The following is an 18,120-nucleotide window of genomic DNA, read 5'->3' on the forward strand; positions in this document are numbered from 1 at the left end:
TCTCGACCCTGTGGGAGCAAAGCTTGCTCGCGATGGCGTCAGCAGCCACACCGCAAAACCAAGGCGCTCCCATCGCGGGCAAGCCTTGCTCCCACGACCGCACGGCCAATCTCGACCCTGTGGGAGCAAAGCTTGCTCGCGATGGCGTCAGCAGCCACACCGCAAAACCAAGGCGCTCCCATCGCGGGCAAGCCTTGCTCCCACAGGTTTGGTGGTGTTGCCCACCACCCCTTCCCGACCGTTACGGCACCGGTGCCGGTTCCGGCTCATTGGTCACCCGCAGCAACCCCCACAACCCGGCGGTATTACCGAAGGACGCGTTGTCGCGGTACAGGTAGTCCCCCGGTATCGCGTTGCTGCCGCCGGCGCTCGGGTGCATGAAGCTGAAGTGCGCCGCCGGCAGCACGCTTTCCCGGGCGCCGATGTACATCGACATCGGGTTGAGTCCGAACTTCACCGAACCGACGCCCGGCGTGCCCATCGGGAAGCCACCCACATCGCTTTTCTCGGACTGGAACGGGTTGACCGACCAGACGTGACCATCGAGCTGGAAGGTCGAGCCGCGGCTGCCACCGGACGGCATCAGGATGTGCGTGCGGAACGGTTGCCCCGGCTTGGCGTAGAACACCGGCGTCTGCGGGTCGCTGCCCACCAGCGCGTTGCTGTAGGCCATGTGCGCGTTCGGCACATCGCCGTAGCCATGGCCGTCGGCGTGACCGAACGGCGCGTCCGGGGCCAGGCCGAAGCGGAACCACATCGGTTCGATCTTGTAGTTGATGGCCATGCTGGCGTTGTCTTTCGGATCGTTCGGTACACCGTTGCCTTCCGAGGCAATGCCTTCCACCGGCCGCCCATTGGCCCAGCGCGTGTTCAGGGCGCGTTGCCAGACCATCGCGAAGTCGCGGTAGGTGGCCTGACCCGGCGCGGTCACCGTGGCCGATGCACGTTTGGCATCCTCGACCCAGGTGGCGCCGGCCGGCAGGATGCTCATCGCACCGCCCAGGCCTTTTTGCGGCTGCTTGATGACGTCCGCCGGGGTGATGTTCAACCCGCCGAACTCCACCGCCGTGGCGTTGATGTTGTCGACGTTGCGCCCCAGTTGGGTGATCGGCTTGCCTTCACGCTCCAGGTGCCCGGCGTAGTACTGGTAGGTACGGGTCGGGTACGCGCCCGTGTTGCCGACACGCGGCGGCACGGTCTGGATCGGGTTGGCGCCGACGTTGGCGCCGTCGGATTTGGTGATGTCATACGACAGCAGTTGCGTGTGCAGGCCGACATGACTGGAGGGCCGCAGCAGGTTGTTATTGAAGGTGGTCGAGCCCATGCCGTCGTTACGGTCACGCTTGGCCAGGCCCTGCAAGATCGCGGTCTGGGCCAGGTCCGGCATCACGCTCGGCAGACGGTTTTCCAGGGTGATGTTGATGCAATCACCGGCCGCCGCACGCAGGATCAGCGGTTCTACCGGCACACCGGGTTTGAGCTTGCCGGTGATCGGATCGAGGTCGGCCTTGCGCACATACAGGATCGCGGTCGGGTCATGCAGCGGCCCGCTTTGCCCGCCGATGGTGAAGGTTTCGCCATCCTCGGGATCGGTCACCGTGACCTGTGGAATGCTCACGGTCCGCGAGTTGAGCACCAGGGTGCCCCCCGCCGGTTTCAACGGCCCGCCGACATGTTGGCCGAGACCCGACGGGTCGCCGATGGACAGGCCCAGTGGATTGGCCAGGATGTCGTTGGCCAGCGCCGCGACCACTTCATAATTGCGTTGCACGGTCGGCCGGGTGCCGATGCCGTTCGGGTTGGCGCCAATCCGGGGGCAGATGCCATCGAACGCCACGGTGTTGCGCATGCCGGTCGGTTTCGGGTTGTTCGGCAGCGCGAACAGATCGTTGCGTTGTGCGGTGTAGTTGCGCATCACGCCCCAGATACCGTTCCAGTAACCCTCGATGGACGCGTCCATGGTGTACAGATAGTCACCGGTGGTCGCCGCCGCGCTGGACATCATCGACACCGGCGCATTGAAGCCCATCTGCTCGGAGATCCCGACCATCTGCGACGCGCGCCAGCCGGAGTTGGAGCTGTTGCCGAAACCGGAACCGCTTTGCAGCCATTTCACACCGTGCAGGGTGACGTTGTGCTCCTCCTCATGGCCGCCGGCATGCACCCGCAGCCGCACGTTGTCACCGGTGTAGGTCCGCAGCATTGGGGTGAACGGATCACCCGGTTCCGCACCGCCCTTGTTGATGTGCGGCGGGAACAGCGTGGTGCCGCCGGTCGGGCCGGTGGCCGAGGTGATCAGGTTCGGCGCCAGGTTCATCGCCGGGATCGCACGGTCGGTACGGCTTTGCATGGCGTACGCCAGATCGCCGCCCAGCCCATCGGCCTGCATGCCGCGCTTGCCGTCCGGGCCGACCTTGTTCGGGTCGAACACCCGCAGGGCCAGCGGTTCGTTGCGGTAGTTGACGACGAACATGCCCGGGTCATCCACCGAGATCGCCTGCGGGCAAGGCCGGCTCGGGCAGCCCGGTTTCACGCCGCCTCGCAGTTCCACCACCGCTTCGAGCAACTCGCTGGTGTTGTCGCGCACCGGCGGGTTGATCGCGTAGCGGAAGCTGTCGGCCGTGGCCGGGAACGCTTGCGGGTTCGGCACGCCATTGGGACCTGCGCCCACGTACACACCGGCTTCATAGGCGTGCTGGAAGTCGCTGTATTCGAGGAAGAACTCACGGAAGCTGTCGTTCTTGCCGTCATTGTCCAGGTCACCGGTGGAAATCACCGCCTGCCACGAAGTCGGCCCGCCATCCTGCCGCGCGCCGCTGTACAACGGCTCGCCGGTTTCGGCGTGGAACCAGGTGGAACCGGCCGGCTCGGCCAGCACGGTGGCGTACAGGCCAATCTGTTGGTGGGTCGATGGGCCCAGGTGGTCGTGGGTGAAAATGGTGCCCAGGCCACGGTCGACGCCCTGGGTGTTCACCACCGGGTCGACGAACCAGCGCTGCATCGCCGTGCGCGCCCCGACCCAATCGGCCCGGCCGAACTGGCCGAAGTACGGGTGATTCTTGGCTTTTGGGCAGGCTGGCGTACCGTCGCGCGGGTCAGTGCCTTCGCACTGGTTGTATTCGCGGATGGCGTGGATGCGTTCCTGCACGGCACCTGGGGAGAGCACACCGTCTTCATAGTTCCAGCCGTTGGACGAACCGTCCGCGGCGGTCAGGTCCCATTTCGGCAGGTGGATGTGCTGGCCGATCACGTCGGTCGGCGTGCGCACCTGATAGTCGTCCATCTCATAGGTGGCCGGCACCAGGTTGGTTTGCTGGTATTGCACGCAGTCGAAGGTGTTCATGCGCATCACCAGCGGCTCTGGCGGACGCTGCTTGGTGATCACCGGCCAGGCGTCTTCCCACAGCGCCAGGATGCGCGCTTGCGGGAAGTGGTAGCCGACCTTGTTGTACACCGCGTCGAACTGGATGTTCGCTGCCTTGTAGACCCGCGGACGGTCGGCGGTGAAGGTCGAGGCACCGATGAAAGACATGCCGTCCAGGCGCTCGCCGCTGTTGAACTCGCCGGTGCCGGCGCTGCTGGTCAGGCGTTTCTGCCGGTCATCCATGCAGGGTTCGTAATACGGGGCGCCGGCAATCGGCAGCGCACCGTTGGTGCGGAAGTTGCGCGCCACGATCTGGCTGCCCGGCAGCACGGCGTAACTGGGGTGATCCTTTTTCGCGTGGAAGGCCATGGCCGACTGTTCGACTTCGGTGCCTTCTTCCGGCAGGTAAATCGGTTTGGCGCGGGTCACCGACTTGGAGAAGTCCAGCGACGTGGTAACGGTCTGGGCCTCGCCCCCCTCGGACACGCCGCCCAGGGCATGGCGCGGCAAGCCGCCGTTCCAGCCACCGGACTGATTCGGATCGAGGTTGGCCCACAAGGCTTTGCCACTGGCTTTCAAGCTCTGTGCCGTGGCGGCGTCGAGCATGTCCAGCGGTGGGGTCGGTGGGCGTTGGCCGACCGAGCTTTCCATGCCACCGATCCAGAAGGGATAGCCAGGGTTTTTCAGGGTGCCGTCGGCATTGCGGTTGGCGTCGCTGCGATCGATCAGCGCCAGGGAACCGATGGCCGCACTGTTGGTATGAGCACCGCCACCATGATGCTCGCCGTCATCGTCGCCCTCATCATCGTCATCATCGTTGGCAGCTACCAGGGCTTCGCCGATCTTCGGTACGACAGCGACTTTGCCTGGCATCGGTGCCATGGCTTTGCCGGGCAGCGGCACCACGGCCGGAATCGGCGTGCCGGCAACGATTTCACCGTCGGGCAAGGCCCGTGCGCCTGCCGCCGGTTTGCCGCTGCGCAAGGCATAGGGTTCGCTGTGGAAACCATCGGGGCCCTGTTGCGAGACTTCGAGCCGGGTGCCTTCTTCGAAGACGTCATGCACCCGCCACATGGCCCACATGCCTTGGGCGAAGTGTGGGTAGAAGTGGCAGTGATAGATCGCATCGCCCGCGACCCGGTTGCGGTTACCCGAACCACCGTTGGCGATTTCATAGGTGTAGCCGGCGCCCGGACCGATGCCTTGGGCGTCCACATAGTCGGAGTTGTCGTCGTTGGGGTTGAACAGCCACTGATGGCCGTGCAAGTGGAAGATGTGATGCTCGTAGCCGTTGTGGGTGTTGCGGAATTTGACGAAGTCGCCGATGTAGCTGTGGGCGACGTTCGAGGGCTCCGACGGATACAGCGCCGTGGTCGCCTTGACCCCGACCTGATCGGCGCGCGGGGTCTGGCCAGGGGTGATGCCTTCCAGCCCGGCGTTGGCCGGTACGTCCACCAGCATCGCCACGTCGCCGACGGTATGGGCACTGAGGAAGAACTCTTCATAGGCGCAGGACAGGCAATCGTGCATCGGCCCCACACCCAGGCGGTTGGCGACCACTTCGGCGCCCATGCCGCCGGAGCCGTAGTTGATCATGAACGAATCGCGGGTCGGCTCCAGTACGTGGGCCATGACCGGGTCGGCCCAGTAAGCCGGGAAGGCCTGGGTCACTGCGGTTTCATCCTGGAACTGCGCGGAGAAATCGCGGAACGGCTCCAGCCGGTTGGGGATGGCCGGATTGCGTTTGCCAATACTTTCCAGCGGATAGGTCGAGGCCGGGAAACTGCCGTCGGCGTTGCTGCCCATGACAATCGCATCGGCTTCGCTGGAGACGATTTCATTGCCGTCGACCATGTTGATGATCGGCTTGCCGGCCTTGCCTTCGCGGATCCACGGTTGGCGCTGTGGATAGCGTGCCTGGTAATCGACAATCGGATGACCGGCCGGGGTGCGGCCGGTGCTGGCCAGGCGCATCTCTTCTTCGGTGATGGTGTTGCGGTAACTGCGACCGCCCTTGGGCATGACCGCCACTTGGCCGAACAAGCCATTGGCGTTGTTGCCGGCCGCACCCTCGCCACCAAAGGTCGCGCCGCGGCTGCTTACCGTGAAGGCACCTTCGCGTTCGGCGTACAGGGTGTAGGAACGACTGGCGCCGGGGGCGACCAGGGTGTTGGCGTTGCGCCCGGTATAAGAAGAGATGTCATCGATACTGTTGACCGCTTGCATGCCGTTGACCTGGAAGCCGACATGACGGTCGGCGACCTGTTCGTCAGCCTTGAAGGCTTCACCGCCAGCACCGATTTCGATGCCGCCCTCTTCACCCTCTACTTCGCCGCCCTCATCATGGGCACCAGGGTTGGCCTGGTAGGCCAGCAGGTTTTGCAGGTTGACCGTCAGGCAGTCACCAGCGGCGACCCGCAGGACCAATGGACGCGGGCGCTTGTCCGGCCGCAACGACACCTTGCCCGGCACCGCGGCGCCCCCCTGGTCCAGGGAAACCTGACGGTCATCGACCACGTCGCGACGCAAGGCGAACATCATGCCATTGACGTTCTGCGCCCCGAGACGGTTGAACATCAGCGGCTGGTCCAGCGCCACGACATTCGCCGTCAGGTTGCGTTCGCAACGTACAGCGGCTTCGGCGAACTCGATGCCCAGCATGGACGCGGCCAACAACAGCCAGGGGAGGATGGTGGGAACATGGTGTATGCCGGTCATGATCACGGGCCTCGCTGTGGGCGCTCACAGGGAATAATTCTCGATAACTCCCTTGAGCAATCTGCATGCCATAAAAAATTCATCTATTTTTCAGCCAGTTACAGTCATCACTTAATTCGCAGGGGGAAAATTCCCCACTTTTTCCCCACTTTTTCGCCGGGGCCACTATTCCCCACTGTTGGGGAAAACCACCCCGGGGCTTTCACTCACAACGGGGCATCCGCCGACAGCCCCTGCAAACGCCGGTATTGGTTCAACACGCTGGGCACATAACGCTGGGTTTCGGCGAACGGCGGGATCACGCCGCCACGGCTGAGCACGGCCTGGGGACCTGCGTTGTAGGCGGCCACGGCCAGGGCAATGTCGTTGTCGAACATCGTCATCAGGCGTTTGAGGTAGCGGGCGCCGCCCTGGATGTTGGCCTTGGGGTCGTAGACATTGGCCACGCCCATCTCACGGGCGGTGTCGGGCATCAACTGCATCAACCCCCCCGCGCCCTTGGGCGACACGGCGCGGGCGTCGTAGTGGGATTCGGTCTGGATCACGGCGTGCAGCAGCGCTGCGGGCAATTGATTGTCCGTGGCGGCCTTTGACACCAGCTCGGCATAGGGCCGTGCGGCAATCATCTGCGGCTGCCGGTCGATGCTGACCACGGCCGCTTGGGGCTCATGAATGACCCGCTGATAGTGGCGACCGGGGCGATGGACGTTGGACAGGACGAAGTTGCCCCTGGCGTCCACCGAGACGAACACATCGGCCTGGGCGGTGCCTGCCAGCAGCGTCAGGCCGAGTAGTCCTGCGGTGAGAGTTTTCATTGTTCTACCTCCCCTGCCCGGCCCCGAAAAATGGGGGTATTGCCCCAATGGCCGCTCGTTTATCAGCCATACGCAAGCACTGTGCCGAAACCGCAAAGGGCCTTGGCACGGGGGGTTCGGGGGGAAGACAAAGTCTTTGGCAATCCCTTGCATGGCAATTGCATACGCCTCAATTGCATCAACCCGCTGCGATCCTTTCTGCCGAGTGTGAGGTCATCATGAAACAGCGACTGTATTGCGCCCCGCGTGATTCTTTTCCCAAAGCCCAGCGCGGGTTCACCCTGCTTGAACTGTTGGTCGTGCTGGTGGTGCTGGGGCTGTTGGCCGGCATCGTCGCGCCGAAGTATTTCGCGCAGCTGGGCCGCTCCGAAGTGAAAGTGGCCAAGGCGCAAATAGAAGGTCTGGGCAAGGCCCTGGATTTGTACCGGTTGGAGGTCGGCCATTACCCGTCGACCGAACAGGGCCTGCAGGCGCTGGTCACCGCGCCCAGTGACGAACCCCACTGGACCGGCCCGTACTTGCAGAAAAAACTGCCACAGGACCCATGGGGCCGTAACTACACCTACCGCTGCCCTGGCGAAAACGGTGAATACGACCTGCTGTCCCTGGGCAAGGACGGCCAACCCGGTGGCGAAGGTGAAAACGCCGAAATCACCAGTTGGCAGTGACGGGGATGGCGACCATGCGTTTTCACCTCAAAGCAGTCGGCAAGGCCGGTGTGGTATCGATGACCGTCGAAGCGCCGGGCCACAGTGAAGCCCGGCGCATCGCCGAAGACCAGGGCCTGCGGGTGGTCAGCCTGCACGCCGAGCGACATTGGCGGGCGTTGCGCCTCAAGCAGCGGGAGACGTTCAACCTGGTGCTGTTCAGCCAGGAACTGACGACGTTGCTCAACGCCGGCCTGCCGTTGATCGATGCGCTGGAAAGCCTGGCGGAAAAAGAAACCGCGCCACAGGCTCGCAAAACCTTGAACGAACTGGTGCGCCTGCTCTATGAAGGCAAATCGTTCTCCCAGGCATTGGGCCAGCTGTCGGCGGTGTTCCCCCCGCTGTACGTGGCGTTGGTGCAGTCCAGTGAAAAGACCGGTGCCGTGGGCGATGCCCTGGGCCGATACGTCAGCTATCGCCAGCGCATGGACGAGGTTCGCCAGAAGATCGTCAGCGCTTCGATCTACCCCATGCTGTTGCTGGTGGTGGGCGGTGGCGTGGTTTTGTTTTTGATGGGTTACGTGGTGCCGCGCTTCAGCCTGGTGTTCGAAGGGCTGGGGTCCAACTTGCCGTGGCTGTCTCAGGTGCTGATGAGCAGCGGCATGTTCCTGCACGCCCACCAGGGCGAATTCTTCGGTGCCTTCCTGGCGATCATCGTCTCCCTTACCCTGCTCCAGCGACAGCCGTCCTTTCGCCGGGGCGTGGACCGCCTGATCGAAAAACTCCCGGCGGTGCACCAGCGCATCTTCATGTACGAACTGGCGCGTTTCTACCGTTCCCTGGGGATTCTGCTGCAAGGCGGCATTCCCCTCGTCACCGCCATGGGCATGGTCCGTGGCTTGCTCACCGTGGCTTCCCGCACGCGCCTGGATCAGGCCTGCGAACGGGTGCGCGAGGGGCAATCGTTGTCGACCGCGCTGGAACTCAATCGCCTGGTGACCCCGGTATCCCTGCGCCTGCTGCGCGCCGGCGAACAGTCCGGCAATCTGGGACAGATGATGGAGCGCAGCGCCGACTTCTACGACGAAGAAATCAGCCGCTGGATCGAGTGGTTCGTGCGGCTGTTCGAGCCCTTGCTCATGACCTTCATCGGCCTGCTGATCGGGGTGATCGTGATCCTGATGTACATCCCGATTTTCGAGCTGGCCTCCAGCATCCACTGACCCTCTGGAACGGGCCATGGCGGCGGGTTGCAGGGGGGCTTCAACGTCGCAACTGAATAAATCAGTACGTTGAAGTGTTTTTCAACGTTCCTACTGAATAAAGGAACCAAGCAGCACGTTGCATTGTTCATCAACGTTCCAACTTGAAAAAAGAAAACGGAGAACGACATGCACATCAACAAGCTTTTACTTGCAGTAGCTATTGGCGCGGTTTTGTCGGCGTCTACCGTATTGATTCCGGACAGTCTGTCCGATGTGTCGAGTGCCCACGCGAAAGACGGTGGTGGTGGTGGCGGCGGTGGCGGCGGTGGCGGTGGCGGTGGCGGTGGCGGTGGCGGTGGTGGCGGCGGCGGCGGGAATGGTGGCGGCGGTAACGGCGGCGGTAGTGGGGGCGGCGGCGGAAGCGGCAATGGCGGTGGAAGCGGCAGTGGTCACAGTGGCAGCGACCATGGCCAGGGGCACTCCGGCGGCACCGCTTCAAACTCCGGACGCAGCAGCGACCATGCCGAGCCGGGTGACGATCATGGGGTTCATGCCGGTGAAGCCGGTGACGATCACGGCGTTCATCGCGCCGGCGAAGTGGGTGATGACCGTGGGGCTCATCGCGCCGGCGAAGTGGGTGATGACCGTGGGGCTCATCGCGCCGGCGAAGTGGGCGATGACCGCGGAATGCATACGGCGGGTGAACCGGGAGACGATCACGGCGTTCACGCCGGCGGCGAACCGGGTGACGACAAACGCGCGAACTGATGCACTCCCCCCTGTAGGAGCGAGCAGGCTCGCTCCTACAGGGGATCGTGTGAGCTACCGAGCCTTTCGCGCAAAAACCCGACCAACGCCTGCACCGGTCGTGACGACTGACGATGCTGCGGGTACACCGCCGACAGCGTCAGCGGCTCCGGCCGAAACGCATCCAGCACCGGCACCAGCCTGCCATCCTTCAGCGCCGAACCGACGATAAAGGTCGGCAGGTAGGTAATGCCCATCCCGGCAATCGCCGCGTCCTTGAGCAACTCACCGTTGTTGACCCGCATCCGCCCGGTGACGTTGACGGACAGTGGCTTGCCCTGCCCGGCGAAGCGCCATTGCACCTGACGACCGTGGCCATAGGGCAGGCAGTCATGGCTGAGCAAATCGTCCGGTTTGAGCGGCGTGCCACGCTCGGCCAGGTAAGCCGGGCTCGCGCAATACACGCGCTCGATTGACGCAAGGCGGCGGGCGATCAGCGTTGAATCTTCAAGCAAGCCGATGCGCAGGGCCAGGTCGTAGCCCTCACCGAGCAGGTCCACCGGGCGATCACTCAGGTCCACTTCCACCGTGACGTCACGATAGCGCTGCAAAAACGCTGGCAGCAGACTGCCCAGGTGCGCCAGCGCAAACGACAATGGCGCGCTGACACGAAGGGTGCCGCGCGGCTCGGTGGTTTGCCCGGCGATACCCTGCTCCACTTGCTCAACCTCACCGAGCAGGCGCAGGGCCGATTCGTAATAACTCTGGCCCAGGGGCGTGACGTCCAGGCGCCGGGTCGAACGATTGAGCAGCCGCACACCCAGCCGTTCCTCAAGCTGCATCAAGCGTCGGCTGACGAACTGCTTGGACAGGCCCAATTGATCGGCGGCTGCCGTGAAGCTGCCGGAGTCCATGACCTGGCAGAAAATACGCATGTCTTCGAATGGGTTCATTGTCATGCCCTGGGTGACAGTCAGGGCACTCTATAGCGGTTTTTCACCTTTTTAACCCCCTTGCGCAAAACAATGTGGGAGCGGGCTTGCTCGCGAAGGCGGTAGACCAGACACTTTTGCAGTGACTGTCAAACCGCTTTCGCGAGCAGGCTCGCTCCCACAGGGGTTATGCGTTTATTTGGCAGTGAAGGTCGTGTAGCTGTTGATCAGGTTGCGGTAGTTCGGCAGGCGTTCCGACAGCAGGTTGGCCAGGCCTTCCATATCGTTGCGCCAGTCGCCTTGCAGCTCGCAGGCCACGGAGAACCAGTTCAGCAGATGTGCACCGGCAGCCGACATGCGCGCCCACGCCGCTTGCTGCACGCTGGTGTTGAAGGTGCCGGAAGCGTCGGTCACCACGAACACTTCAAAACCTTCGGCAATGGCCGACAGCGTCGGGAACGCCACGCACACGTCCGTTACCACACCAGCGATGATCAGTTGCTTGCGACCCGTGGCCTTGACGGCCTTGACGAAATCTTCGTTGTCCCAGGCGTTGATCTGGCCCGGACGGGCAATGAACGGTGCGTCGGGGAACTGCGCCTTGAGCTCCGGCACGATCGGACCGTTGGGGCCCTTGTCGAAACTGGTGGTGAGGATGGTCGGCAGTTTGAAGAACTTGGCGATGTCACCCAGGGCCAGCACGTTGTTCTTGAATTCGTTGGGCGAGAAATCCTGCACCAGCGAGATCAGGCCGGTCTGGTGATCGACCAGCAGCACAACGGCGTCATCTTTGTTCAGGCGAGAGTACGAAACGTTGCTCATGAAAAAACTCCTTGGTGGATGATGGTTTGTTGCTGCGCCGGACCCTGTACCTAAAGGTATTGGCATCGGCGCTTATGGGTATTGATCAGAAGGCGAAGCACGAGCAGCCGAAGGCGCCCCAGAAACCCGCGAAATCACTGACCGGCGCATTCGACAGGCGCGCCCGCTCATGGCTGTGGGAATGCACCGCGCAAGGTCCGCTGCACTGGTGCACCTGCGCCCGCATCGGCGAGCCCGGCCGCCAGTGACCCGGGACCTTCACCACCGGTGACCAGTCCGGCAGCACCGGCACGCTGGCAGGTCCCAGCTTCTCGAAATCCCCGGCGGCATACACGACCTTGCCGCCGACCACGGTCAGCACCGACTCGATCCACTTGATGGCTTCTTCCTCGACACTGAAAAAGTCCGCGCTCAGCGCAGCAAGGTCCGCCAGTTGCCCGACCTTGATCTGGCCCTTCTTGCCCTGCTCGGATGAGAACCAGGCACTGCCGTGGGTGAACAGTTCCAGCGCCGTGGTGCGCGGCAAACCTTCCTCATACAGCGCCAGGCCGCCGACGGTACGGCCGCTGACCATCCAGTACAGCGAGGTCCAGGGGTTGTAGCTGGAGACTCGGGTGGCGTCGGTACCCGCACCGACCGGCACGCCTTCGGCGAGCATGCGCTTGATCGGCGGCGTGGCTTCGGCGGCCTGCTTGCCGTATCGGTCGACAAAATATTCACCCTGGAACGCCATGCGGTCCTGAATCGCGATACCGCCACCCAGCGCCCTCACCCGCTCGATGTTCTGCGGGGTGATGGTTTCGGCATGATCGAAAAACCACGGCAAGCCATTGAACGGAATGTCGCGGTTGACCTTCTCGAACACGTCGAGCATGCGGCTGATGGATTCGTTGTAGGTGGCGTGCAAGCGGAACGGCCAGCGCTGCTCGACCAGGTGGCGCACTACCGGTTCCAGTTCGTCTTCCATGCTTTGCGGCAGGTCCGGGCGCGGTTCGAGGAAGTCCTCGAAATCCGCCGCTGAGAACACCAGCATTTCCCCGGCGCCGTTGTGCCGCAGGTAATCATCGCCCTGGTGCAACTTGACGCTGCCGGTCCAGTTCTGGAAGTCGGTCAGCTCTTCCTTGGGCTTCTGGGTGAACAGGTTGTAGGCGATGCGAATGGTCAGTTGCTGATCCTTGGCCAACTGCTCGATCACCTGGTAATCGTCCGGATAATTCTGGAAACCGCCGCCGGCATCGATGGCGCTGGTCAGGCCCAGGCGATTGAGTTCGCGCATGAACTGGCGGGTCGAGTTGACCTGATACTCCAGCGGCAGCTTCGGCCCCTTGGCCAGGGTCGAGTACAGAATCATCGCGTTGGGTCGCGCCACCAGCATGCCGGTGGGGTTGCCATTGGCATCACGAACGATTTCGCCACCCGGCGGGTTCGGCGTGTCACGGGTATAACCGGCCACGCGCAACGCGGCACGGTTGAGCAGCGCGCGGTCGTACAGATGCAGGACGAACACCGGAGTGTCCGGTGCCGCCTGATTGAGCTCTTCGAGGGTCGGCATGCGCTTTTCGGCGAACTGGAATTCGTTCCAGCCCCCCACCACCCGAACCCACTGCGGCGTCGGTGTGCGATCGGCCTGTTCCTTGAGCATGCGCAGTGCATCGGCCAGGGATGGCACGCCTTCCCAACGCAATTCAAGGTTGTAGTTCAAGCCACCGCGGATCAGGTGCAAGTGCGAGTCGTTGAGGCCGGGAATCACGCAACGGCCCTTGAGGTCGATCACCTGCGTGCCCGAGCCGCGCAACGCCATGGCTTGGGCATCGTTGCCGACCGCGACAAAGCGGCCGTCGCGGATGGCCACGGCGCTGGCGTGCGGATTTTCCCGGTCAACGGTATGAAACTGGCCATTGAACAAAATCAGATCGGCGTTCATCGCGGCTCCTTAAGGCAATGTGGAATGGGACTGGCCGGCTTCCAGCCACGGCGCGAACAGGCGCGTGGCCCGCGGCATAAAGACGTACACCACCGACAGTACGATGGTCAGGGTGATCAGGAACGTGGCGACCACGTAATTGGAAAGGAAGGCATTGAGCTTCAACAGCGGCCCCCAGAGCAGTGGCACCAGCAAGGTGTGCGGCAGAATCACCAGCAACGTCACCACTGCCTGCTTCCAGCGCGGGGGTGGCGACGCGGCATCGGCCAGCGGGGCGAACCAGAATTCGTTGAGCGGATTGACCTCGGTCTGGTCGCCGTCCGCCAGCATCGGCGCGGCTTCATCCACCAATGCCTGGCGCTGCGGCGAATCGAGCCAGCGCTGCATGGCCTCGGTGGAGCAAAAGCGCAGCACGCAGGTGAACATTTGCAGGCCGGCGTGCTTGCCACGGACCACGTCCACCCCCAAATGCCCTTCGCTCTGCCCGGCCACCTTGACGATATTGCGCAGCCAGGCTTCATAGGTCGCTTCAAAACCGCTCTTGATCCGGTGTTTGACGATCAGGGTCACGATTTCATCGAACCCCGGGGCTGGCGTGCTCTGGGAATGGGCTTGAGGCATGACGAAAGGCTCCGGCGAATCAGGTTGAGCGAAATAGTGCCGGGGCGGGGGAGGAAAAAATTGGATGTACGTGCTCTTTTTGGGAGGGCGCGTGGATCGGTTGGCTCACCCATTTCCTGTAGGAGCTGGCTTGCCAGCGAAGGCTTTGTGTCAGGCGACGTATTTTTTGATGGTGTACATATCCATTGCTGCGGTAACGGCTGCTTATGGTTTCGCCCTTACGGCGAGTCACTTTCGAAAAGCGCGAAAGTAACCAAAGCGCTCTTGCCCCACCACTCGGTGCCTCGCTATGGCTCGGCATGCCCTCACTCCGGTATTGCTCCGTGGGTCGCCGCGATGGGCCATCCCTGGCCCAGCGCGGCTAAACCGGCGTCCTGCCGGTTTACCCACGGAGCAATGCCTGCGTTCGGCCAGCGTGGTTTTACGGGGCGCCCAGATCAAAAACCAAAGCGAGGCGGCCTGACAGCCGACCTGATTGTTTCAAGCGTCCCCGATTCCCTGTAGGAGCTGGCTTGCCAGCGAAGGACGTCAACGATGACGCGTGCTGCCTGGATGCCCGCGTTGTCTGGACGTTTTTCGCGAGCAGGCTCGCTCCTACAGGGGAACGCGTTCATCCGCAAACTCAGGTTGGCTGTGAGGCCGCCATCGCTGCGATGCGGCGCCCCGACAAGCCAGCTCCCACAGAGGATTGGGCGCGTCCGCCAAAGCAGGTCGAGTGTCAGCTCGCCTCGCTTTGCTTTGGCTTTTGATCCACCCGCCCCTTCGGGAGGCTGAGTGGAGGTGTTCATCCGGGGAGTGGCGCGCAGCGCCGTTCGACGCAGTCGAACACGCTGCATGTAGGTGCAGCGAAGCCAACCGGAGGGCAGTGTCCCCGGATGGATACCGGAGCGAAGGAACCCCGAGCCTTGGCGAGGGGCCGGACGCCGGGGCGAGCCTTTTTGGGTACTTTTTTGGCGTTTGAAAAAAGTGCCTCGCCGTAAGGGCGAAACCATAAGCGGCCGTTACCGCAGAAATGGATATGTACTCAGTCAGCAAAAGCCAGGTCGGCTGTCAGGCCGCCTTCGCGAGCAAGCTTTGCTCCCACAGGGGATCGGGGATATCAGTAAGAATCAGGCAGTCGCCGAAATATCCAGTGGTGCCGACATGAACTGACTGATACGCGAGCGCAACCAGCGCTCCGCCGGGTCGTTGTCATGCACCCCGCTCCAGGCCATCGACAACTGCGCCGCTTCAATCTCGAACGGTGGATCCTCGGCACGCAAGTCACAGCCTTCCACCAAGGCACAGGCTGCATAATCCGGCACGGTGGCGATCATCTCGGTGCCTGCGAGCAATGCACGCAAGCCACTGAACTGCGGCACGCCAAGCACCACTTTGCGACACCGTCCGACTTTGGCCAGGTCGAGGTCGATATTACCGCTCAGGTCACCGGAAAACGACACCATCGCATGGGGTCGCGCACAGTATTCATCGAGGCTCAGCGGCCCCGGCCTAGTGTCGCCACGCAACACCTTGCAGGGGATGTCACGCAGTTTCTTGCGCTTGGCATTGGCCGGTAGATCGGTGGTGTAGCTCACACCGACGGAGATTTCCCCGGACGCCAGCAACGCCGGCATCAACAGGTAATTGGCCCGGCGCACCACGACTACGATTCCCGGTGCCTCTTCCTGCAACTGACGCAGCAATGGTGGAAACAGACCGAACTCGGCATCGTCCGACAACCCGATGCGGAACACATCGCAACTGGTCGCCGGATCGAACTCCTTGGCCCGGCTGACTGCGCCGGAGATGGTGTCCATCGCCGGTTGCAGTTCCTTGAGAATCGCCAGCGCCCGCCCCGTCGGCTCCATGCCGCGACCATTGCGCAACAGCAGCGGATCGTCGAACAGGTCGCGCAACCGGCCGAGGGCGGCACTCACCGCCGGCTGGCCCATGAACAGCTTTTCCGCAACACGGGTCAGGTTCTTTTCGAACATCAACGCCTCGAAAATCACCAGCAGGTTCATGTCGACGCGACGCAGATCGTTTCGGTTCATAGGCACGGGTTCCTTGTGTGTCGGGGCCAGGTGCGAGGATGACGATTGTGTCTGACTTTACGCAAGACTTCCCGCAACGGACGAGGAATTAACAACGTTTAACTCGCAAGCCAGAGCCCTCGGATTCAAGAATTAGTCCTACCGACCCGGACATTCGCCATGGCTCACTTGCAGCAAAAAACTGCCCACGCGACAGTCACTGAAACGCAAAAGAAAAGCGCCGGCGGCCTCAGTCCGTGGCGCGAGCGGTTGGTAAAACAGCTGATCCTCGAGCGCCTGGGTGAATCCCTGGAAGTGACTGAACTGGCCCAGGCCTGTGCGTTGTCGCGCAGTCATTTTTCCCGTGCCTTCAAATGCAGCACCGGCCTCTCGCCACAGGACTGGATTCGCCAGCAACGCATCGCCCGGGCCAAGCTGTTGATCCAGCATACCGACCTTAGCCTCACGCAAATCAGCCTGGAGTGCGGCTTCTGCGATCAGGCGCACTTCTGCCACATGTTCACCCGCAGCGAAGGCATCAATCCGTTTGCCTGGCGTTGCCGGACGGTGCGCTCCCTTCACCAGACCACCCTGTAGGCCGGCACCAATACGGAAGTGAGTGATCCCCACTGTGGGAGCGAGCCTGCTCGCGAATGGGAGTGTCAGTCGACATTACTGCTGAATGACACACTGCATTCGCGAGCAGGCTCGCTCCCACAGAGGGGGAATCGGTCAGCCCTTGAGGAACGCCAGCAGATCAGCGTTGAGTTGGTCCTTGTGGGTATCCGTCAAGCCATGGGGTGCACCGGGATAGATCAACAGCTGCGAACCCTTTACCAACCCTGCCGAAGCAATGCCCGCCGCTTCGATCGGCACCACCTGGTCGGCGTCGCCATGCACCACCAGGGTCGGCACATCGAATTTCTTGAGGTCTTCGGTGAAGTCGGTTTCCGAGAATGCCTTGATGCAGTCGTAGGCGTTCTTGTGGCCGGCGGTCATGCCCTGCATCCAGAACCAGTCGATCATGCCCTGGGATGGCTTGGCGCCGGGTTTGTTGAAGCCGAAGAAGGGGCCGCTGGCGAGGTCCTTGTACAGCTGCGCACGATCCGCCAGCGACGCCTGGCGAATGCCATCGAACACTTCAATGGGCAATCCGCCAGGATTGGTTTCGGTCTTGAGCATCAGCGGCGGCACCGCGGAAATCAGCCCGGCCTTGGCCACGCGACCAGTGCCATGGCGGCCGATGTAGCGCGCCACCTCGCCGCCACCGGTGGAGAAGCCGAACAATACGGCGTCTTTCAGGTCCAGCAGCTCGATCAATTGCGCCAGGTCATCGGCGTAGGTGTCCATGTCGTTGCCGGTCCAAGGCTGGCTGGAGCGGCCGTGGCCGCGACGATCGTGGGCGATGACCCGGTAGCCTTGGGACGCCAGGAACATCATCTGTGATTCCCAACTGTCGGCATTCAGCGGCCAGCCGTGACTGAAGACGATGGGCTGACCGCTGCCCCAGTCCTTGTAGTAAATCTCGGTACCGTCGCGGGTGATAAACGTACTCATGGGCGTGCTCCTTTACGTGGGGTGGGGTTATTGGTTTGAGTTGAATCAGGCAGATGCGCGTCCCATCAGCTCGGCCAGCCGCGCGACTCGCTCTCCCAGGTGCGCGGCGGTGCAACGGTCTTCAGCCGGTGGCGCCTCGTCAGGGGACTGTTCGACATTCGACTGGGCCATCGCGCCCAGGGAGCTGCCGAGGCGATTGAGTTGCCCATCGAACACGCCGATGCCGGAGCGCGCGGGTAGCAGGTCGAGGCCGACCCAGATCATCGAGTGCTGGGCAGCGAACACCGCCATCTGCAGCAGGGTGTTGAGCTTGTCACCGCACAGGCAGCCGGAATTGGTGAAACCGGCCGCCAGCTTGTCGCGCCACGGTTGCGCCAGATAGAACGCCGCTGTAGCGTCCATGAAGCCTTTGAAGGCTGCCGAGGCACTGCCCATGTAGGTCGGGGCACCGAAAATGATCGCGTCGGCGCGGTGCAGGTGGTCCCAGTGCTCATCCACGTCTTCGACCGCCACCAGCAGGCAGGTGCTGCCCGGATGCCGCTCCACACCCCGGGCCACGGCTTCGGCCATGACCCGGGTATGCCCGTAGCCACTGTGATAGACCACCACTACGTTGCTCATTCCGGTGTCCTTTGTGGGAGCGAGCCTGCTCGCGAACGCGTTGTATCAGTCACTGACGATGTTGAATGTGCCGCCGCATTCGCGAGCAGGCTCGCTCCCACATGACCGGGTGGAAGTTGAAGAAGGTGAGTT

Annotated in this window: 13 protein-coding genes; 4 read left to right on the top strand and 9 right to left on the bottom strand. The window is 62.8% G+C overall.

Annotation, left to right across the window (positions count from 1 at the left end; genetic code table 11):
• Positions 1-241 precede the first annotated feature (241 nt).
• Complete coding sequence (gene mnxG / locus BJ917_RS06845) at positions 242-6,082, bottom strand: manganese-oxidizing multicopper oxidase MnxG (protein WP_121102742.1); 5,841 nt, start codon at positions 6,080-6,082, stop codon at positions 242-244.
• Positions 6,083-6,288: 206 nt separating this feature from the next.
• Positions 6,289-6,897: a lytic transglycosylase domain-containing protein gene (locus BJ917_RS06850; RefSeq protein ID WP_096512416.1), complete on the bottom strand. Its 609-nt coding sequence runs from the start codon at positions 6,895-6,897 to the stop codon at positions 6,289-6,291.
• Positions 6,898-7,115: 218 nt separating this feature from the next.
• Here BJ917_RS06850 and gspG point away from each other — a divergent pair, with 218 nt between their 5' ends.
• From gspG to BJ917_RS31725, 3 genes are all read left to right on the top strand, one after another.
• Positions 7,116-7,565 carry a type II secretion system major pseudopilin GspG gene (gspG, locus tag BJ917_RS06855; protein WP_096512417.1) on the top strand — a complete coding sequence of 150 codons (450 nt, stop codon included), beginning with the start codon at positions 7,116-7,118 and terminating at the stop codon, positions 7,563-7,565.
• Positions 7,566-7,579: 14 nt separating this feature from the next.
• Entirely contained in the window at positions 7,580-8,767 is a 1,188-nt protein-coding gene (locus tag BJ917_RS06860) for a type II secretion system F family protein (RefSeq protein WP_096515484.1), read from the top strand.
• A 168-nt stretch (positions 8,768-8,935) separates the two neighbouring features.
• Positions 8,936-9,517, top strand: coding sequence for a hypothetical protein (locus BJ917_RS31725; RefSeq protein WP_147432551.1), 582 nt, complete (start codon positions 8,936-8,938; stop codon positions 9,515-9,517).
• A 35-nt stretch (positions 9,518-9,552) separates the two neighbouring features.
• Here BJ917_RS31725 and BJ917_RS06870 read toward each other — a convergent pair whose 3' ends face one another.
• The 5 genes from BJ917_RS06870 to BJ917_RS06905 all read right to left on the bottom strand — a co-directional run bounded on the left by BJ917_RS06870 (position 9,553) and on the right by BJ917_RS06905 (position 15,831).
• Positions 9,553-10,449 (bottom strand): LysR family transcriptional regulator, encoded by an 897-nt coding sequence (locus BJ917_RS06870; protein ID WP_121102746.1) that lies wholly within the window; start codon positions 10,447-10,449, stop codon positions 9,553-9,555.
• A 174-nt stretch (positions 10,450-10,623) separates the two neighbouring features.
• Positions 10,624-11,250 (bottom strand): isochorismate family cysteine hydrolase YcaC, encoded by a 627-nt coding sequence (gene ycaC, locus BJ917_RS06875; RefSeq protein WP_096512420.1) that lies wholly within the window; start codon positions 11,248-11,250, stop codon positions 10,624-10,626.
• Positions 11,251-11,335: 85 nt separating this feature from the next.
• Entirely contained in the window at positions 11,336-13,174 is a 1,839-nt protein-coding gene (locus tag BJ917_RS06880) for an amidohydrolase (protein WP_121102748.1), read from the bottom strand.
• Positions 13,175-13,183: 9 nt separating this feature from the next.
• Positions 13,184-13,795, bottom strand: coding sequence for an antibiotic biosynthesis monooxygenase (locus tag BJ917_RS06885; protein WP_096512422.1), 612 nt, complete (start codon positions 13,793-13,795; stop codon positions 13,184-13,186).
• Between the two features lie 1,109 nt (positions 13,796-14,904).
• Positions 14,905-15,831, bottom strand: a complete 927-nt coding sequence (locus BJ917_RS06905) for a LysR family transcriptional regulator (protein WP_096512424.1) — start codon at positions 15,829-15,831, stop codon at positions 14,905-14,907.
• Between the two features lie 159 nt (positions 15,832-15,990).
• Here BJ917_RS06905 and BJ917_RS06910 point away from each other — a divergent pair, with 159 nt between their 5' ends.
• A complete protein-coding gene (locus tag BJ917_RS06910) occupies positions 15,991-16,407 on the top strand; it encodes a helix-turn-helix domain-containing protein (protein ID WP_096512425.1) in 417 nt (138 codons plus the stop codon).
• A 135-nt stretch (positions 16,408-16,542) separates the two neighbouring features.
• Here the strand turns inward: BJ917_RS06910 and BJ917_RS06915 are convergent, their stop codons facing one another.
• Together BJ917_RS06915 and BJ917_RS06920 are read right to left on the bottom strand one after the other, a co-directional pair.
• Positions 16,543-17,367, bottom strand: coding sequence for an alpha/beta fold hydrolase (locus BJ917_RS06915; protein WP_121102754.1), 825 nt, complete (start codon positions 17,365-17,367; stop codon positions 16,543-16,545).
• A 45-nt stretch (positions 17,368-17,412) separates the two neighbouring features.
• Positions 17,413-17,988 carry a flavodoxin family protein gene (locus tag BJ917_RS06920; protein WP_121102757.1) on the bottom strand — a complete coding sequence of 192 codons (576 nt, stop codon included), beginning with the start codon at positions 17,986-17,988 and terminating at the stop codon, positions 17,413-17,415.
• Positions 17,989-18,120: the final 132 nt, after the last annotated feature.

The sequence above is a fragment of the Pseudomonas sp. WPR_5_2 genome, from assembly GCF_003634475.1.
Taxonomy (GTDB): Bacteria; Pseudomonadota; Gammaproteobacteria; order Pseudomonadales; family Pseudomonadaceae; genus Aquipseudomonas; species Aquipseudomonas izuensis.

Excerpts from the sequence above, each read along its gene's own strand:
- ycaC (WP_096512420.1), bottom strand. The coding sequence starts at position 11,250 with ATGAGCAACGTTTCGTACTCTCGCCTGAACAAAGATGACGCCGTTGTG.
- BJ917_RS06850 (WP_096512416.1), bottom strand. The coding sequence starts at position 6,897 with ATGAAAACTCTCACCGCAGGACTACTCGGCCTGACGCTGCTGGCAGGC.
- BJ917_RS06910 (WP_096512425.1), top strand. The coding sequence starts at position 15,991 with ATGGCTCACTTGCAGCAAAAAACTGCCCACGCGACAGTCACTGAAACG.
- BJ917_RS06860 (WP_096515484.1), top strand. The coding sequence starts at position 7,580 with ATGCGTTTTCACCTCAAAGCAGTCGGCAAGGCCGGTGTGGTATCGATG.
- BJ917_RS06880 (WP_121102748.1), bottom strand. The coding sequence starts at position 13,174 with ATGAACGCCGATCTGATTTTGTTCAATGGCCAGTTTCATACCGTTGAC.
- mnxG (WP_121102742.1), bottom strand. The coding sequence starts at position 6,082 with ATGACCGGCATACACCATGTTCCCACCATCCTCCCCTGGCTGTTGTTG.
- BJ917_RS06915 (WP_121102754.1), bottom strand. The coding sequence starts at position 17,367 with ATGAGTACGTTTATCACCCGCGACGGTACCGAGATTTACTACAAGGAC.
- BJ917_RS06870 (WP_121102746.1), bottom strand. The coding sequence starts at position 10,449 with ATGAACCCATTCGAAGACATGCGTATTTTCTGCCAGGTCATGGACTCC.
- BJ917_RS06885 (WP_096512422.1), bottom strand. The coding sequence starts at position 13,795 with ATGCCTCAAGCCCATTCCCAGAGCACGCCAGCCCCGGGGTTCGATGAA.
- BJ917_RS06920 (WP_121102757.1), bottom strand. The coding sequence starts at position 17,988 with ATGAGCAACGTAGTGGTGGTCTATCACAGTGGCTACGGGCATACCCGG.
- BJ917_RS06905 (WP_096512424.1), bottom strand. The coding sequence starts at position 15,831 with ATGAACCGAAACGATCTGCGTCGCGTCGACATGAACCTGCTGGTGATT.
- gspG (WP_096512417.1), top strand. The coding sequence starts at position 7,116 with ATGAAACAGCGACTGTATTGCGCCCCGCGTGATTCTTTTCCCAAAGCC.
- BJ917_RS31725 (WP_147432551.1), top strand. The coding sequence starts at position 8,936 with ATGCACATCAACAAGCTTTTACTTGCAGTAGCTATTGGCGCGGTTTTG.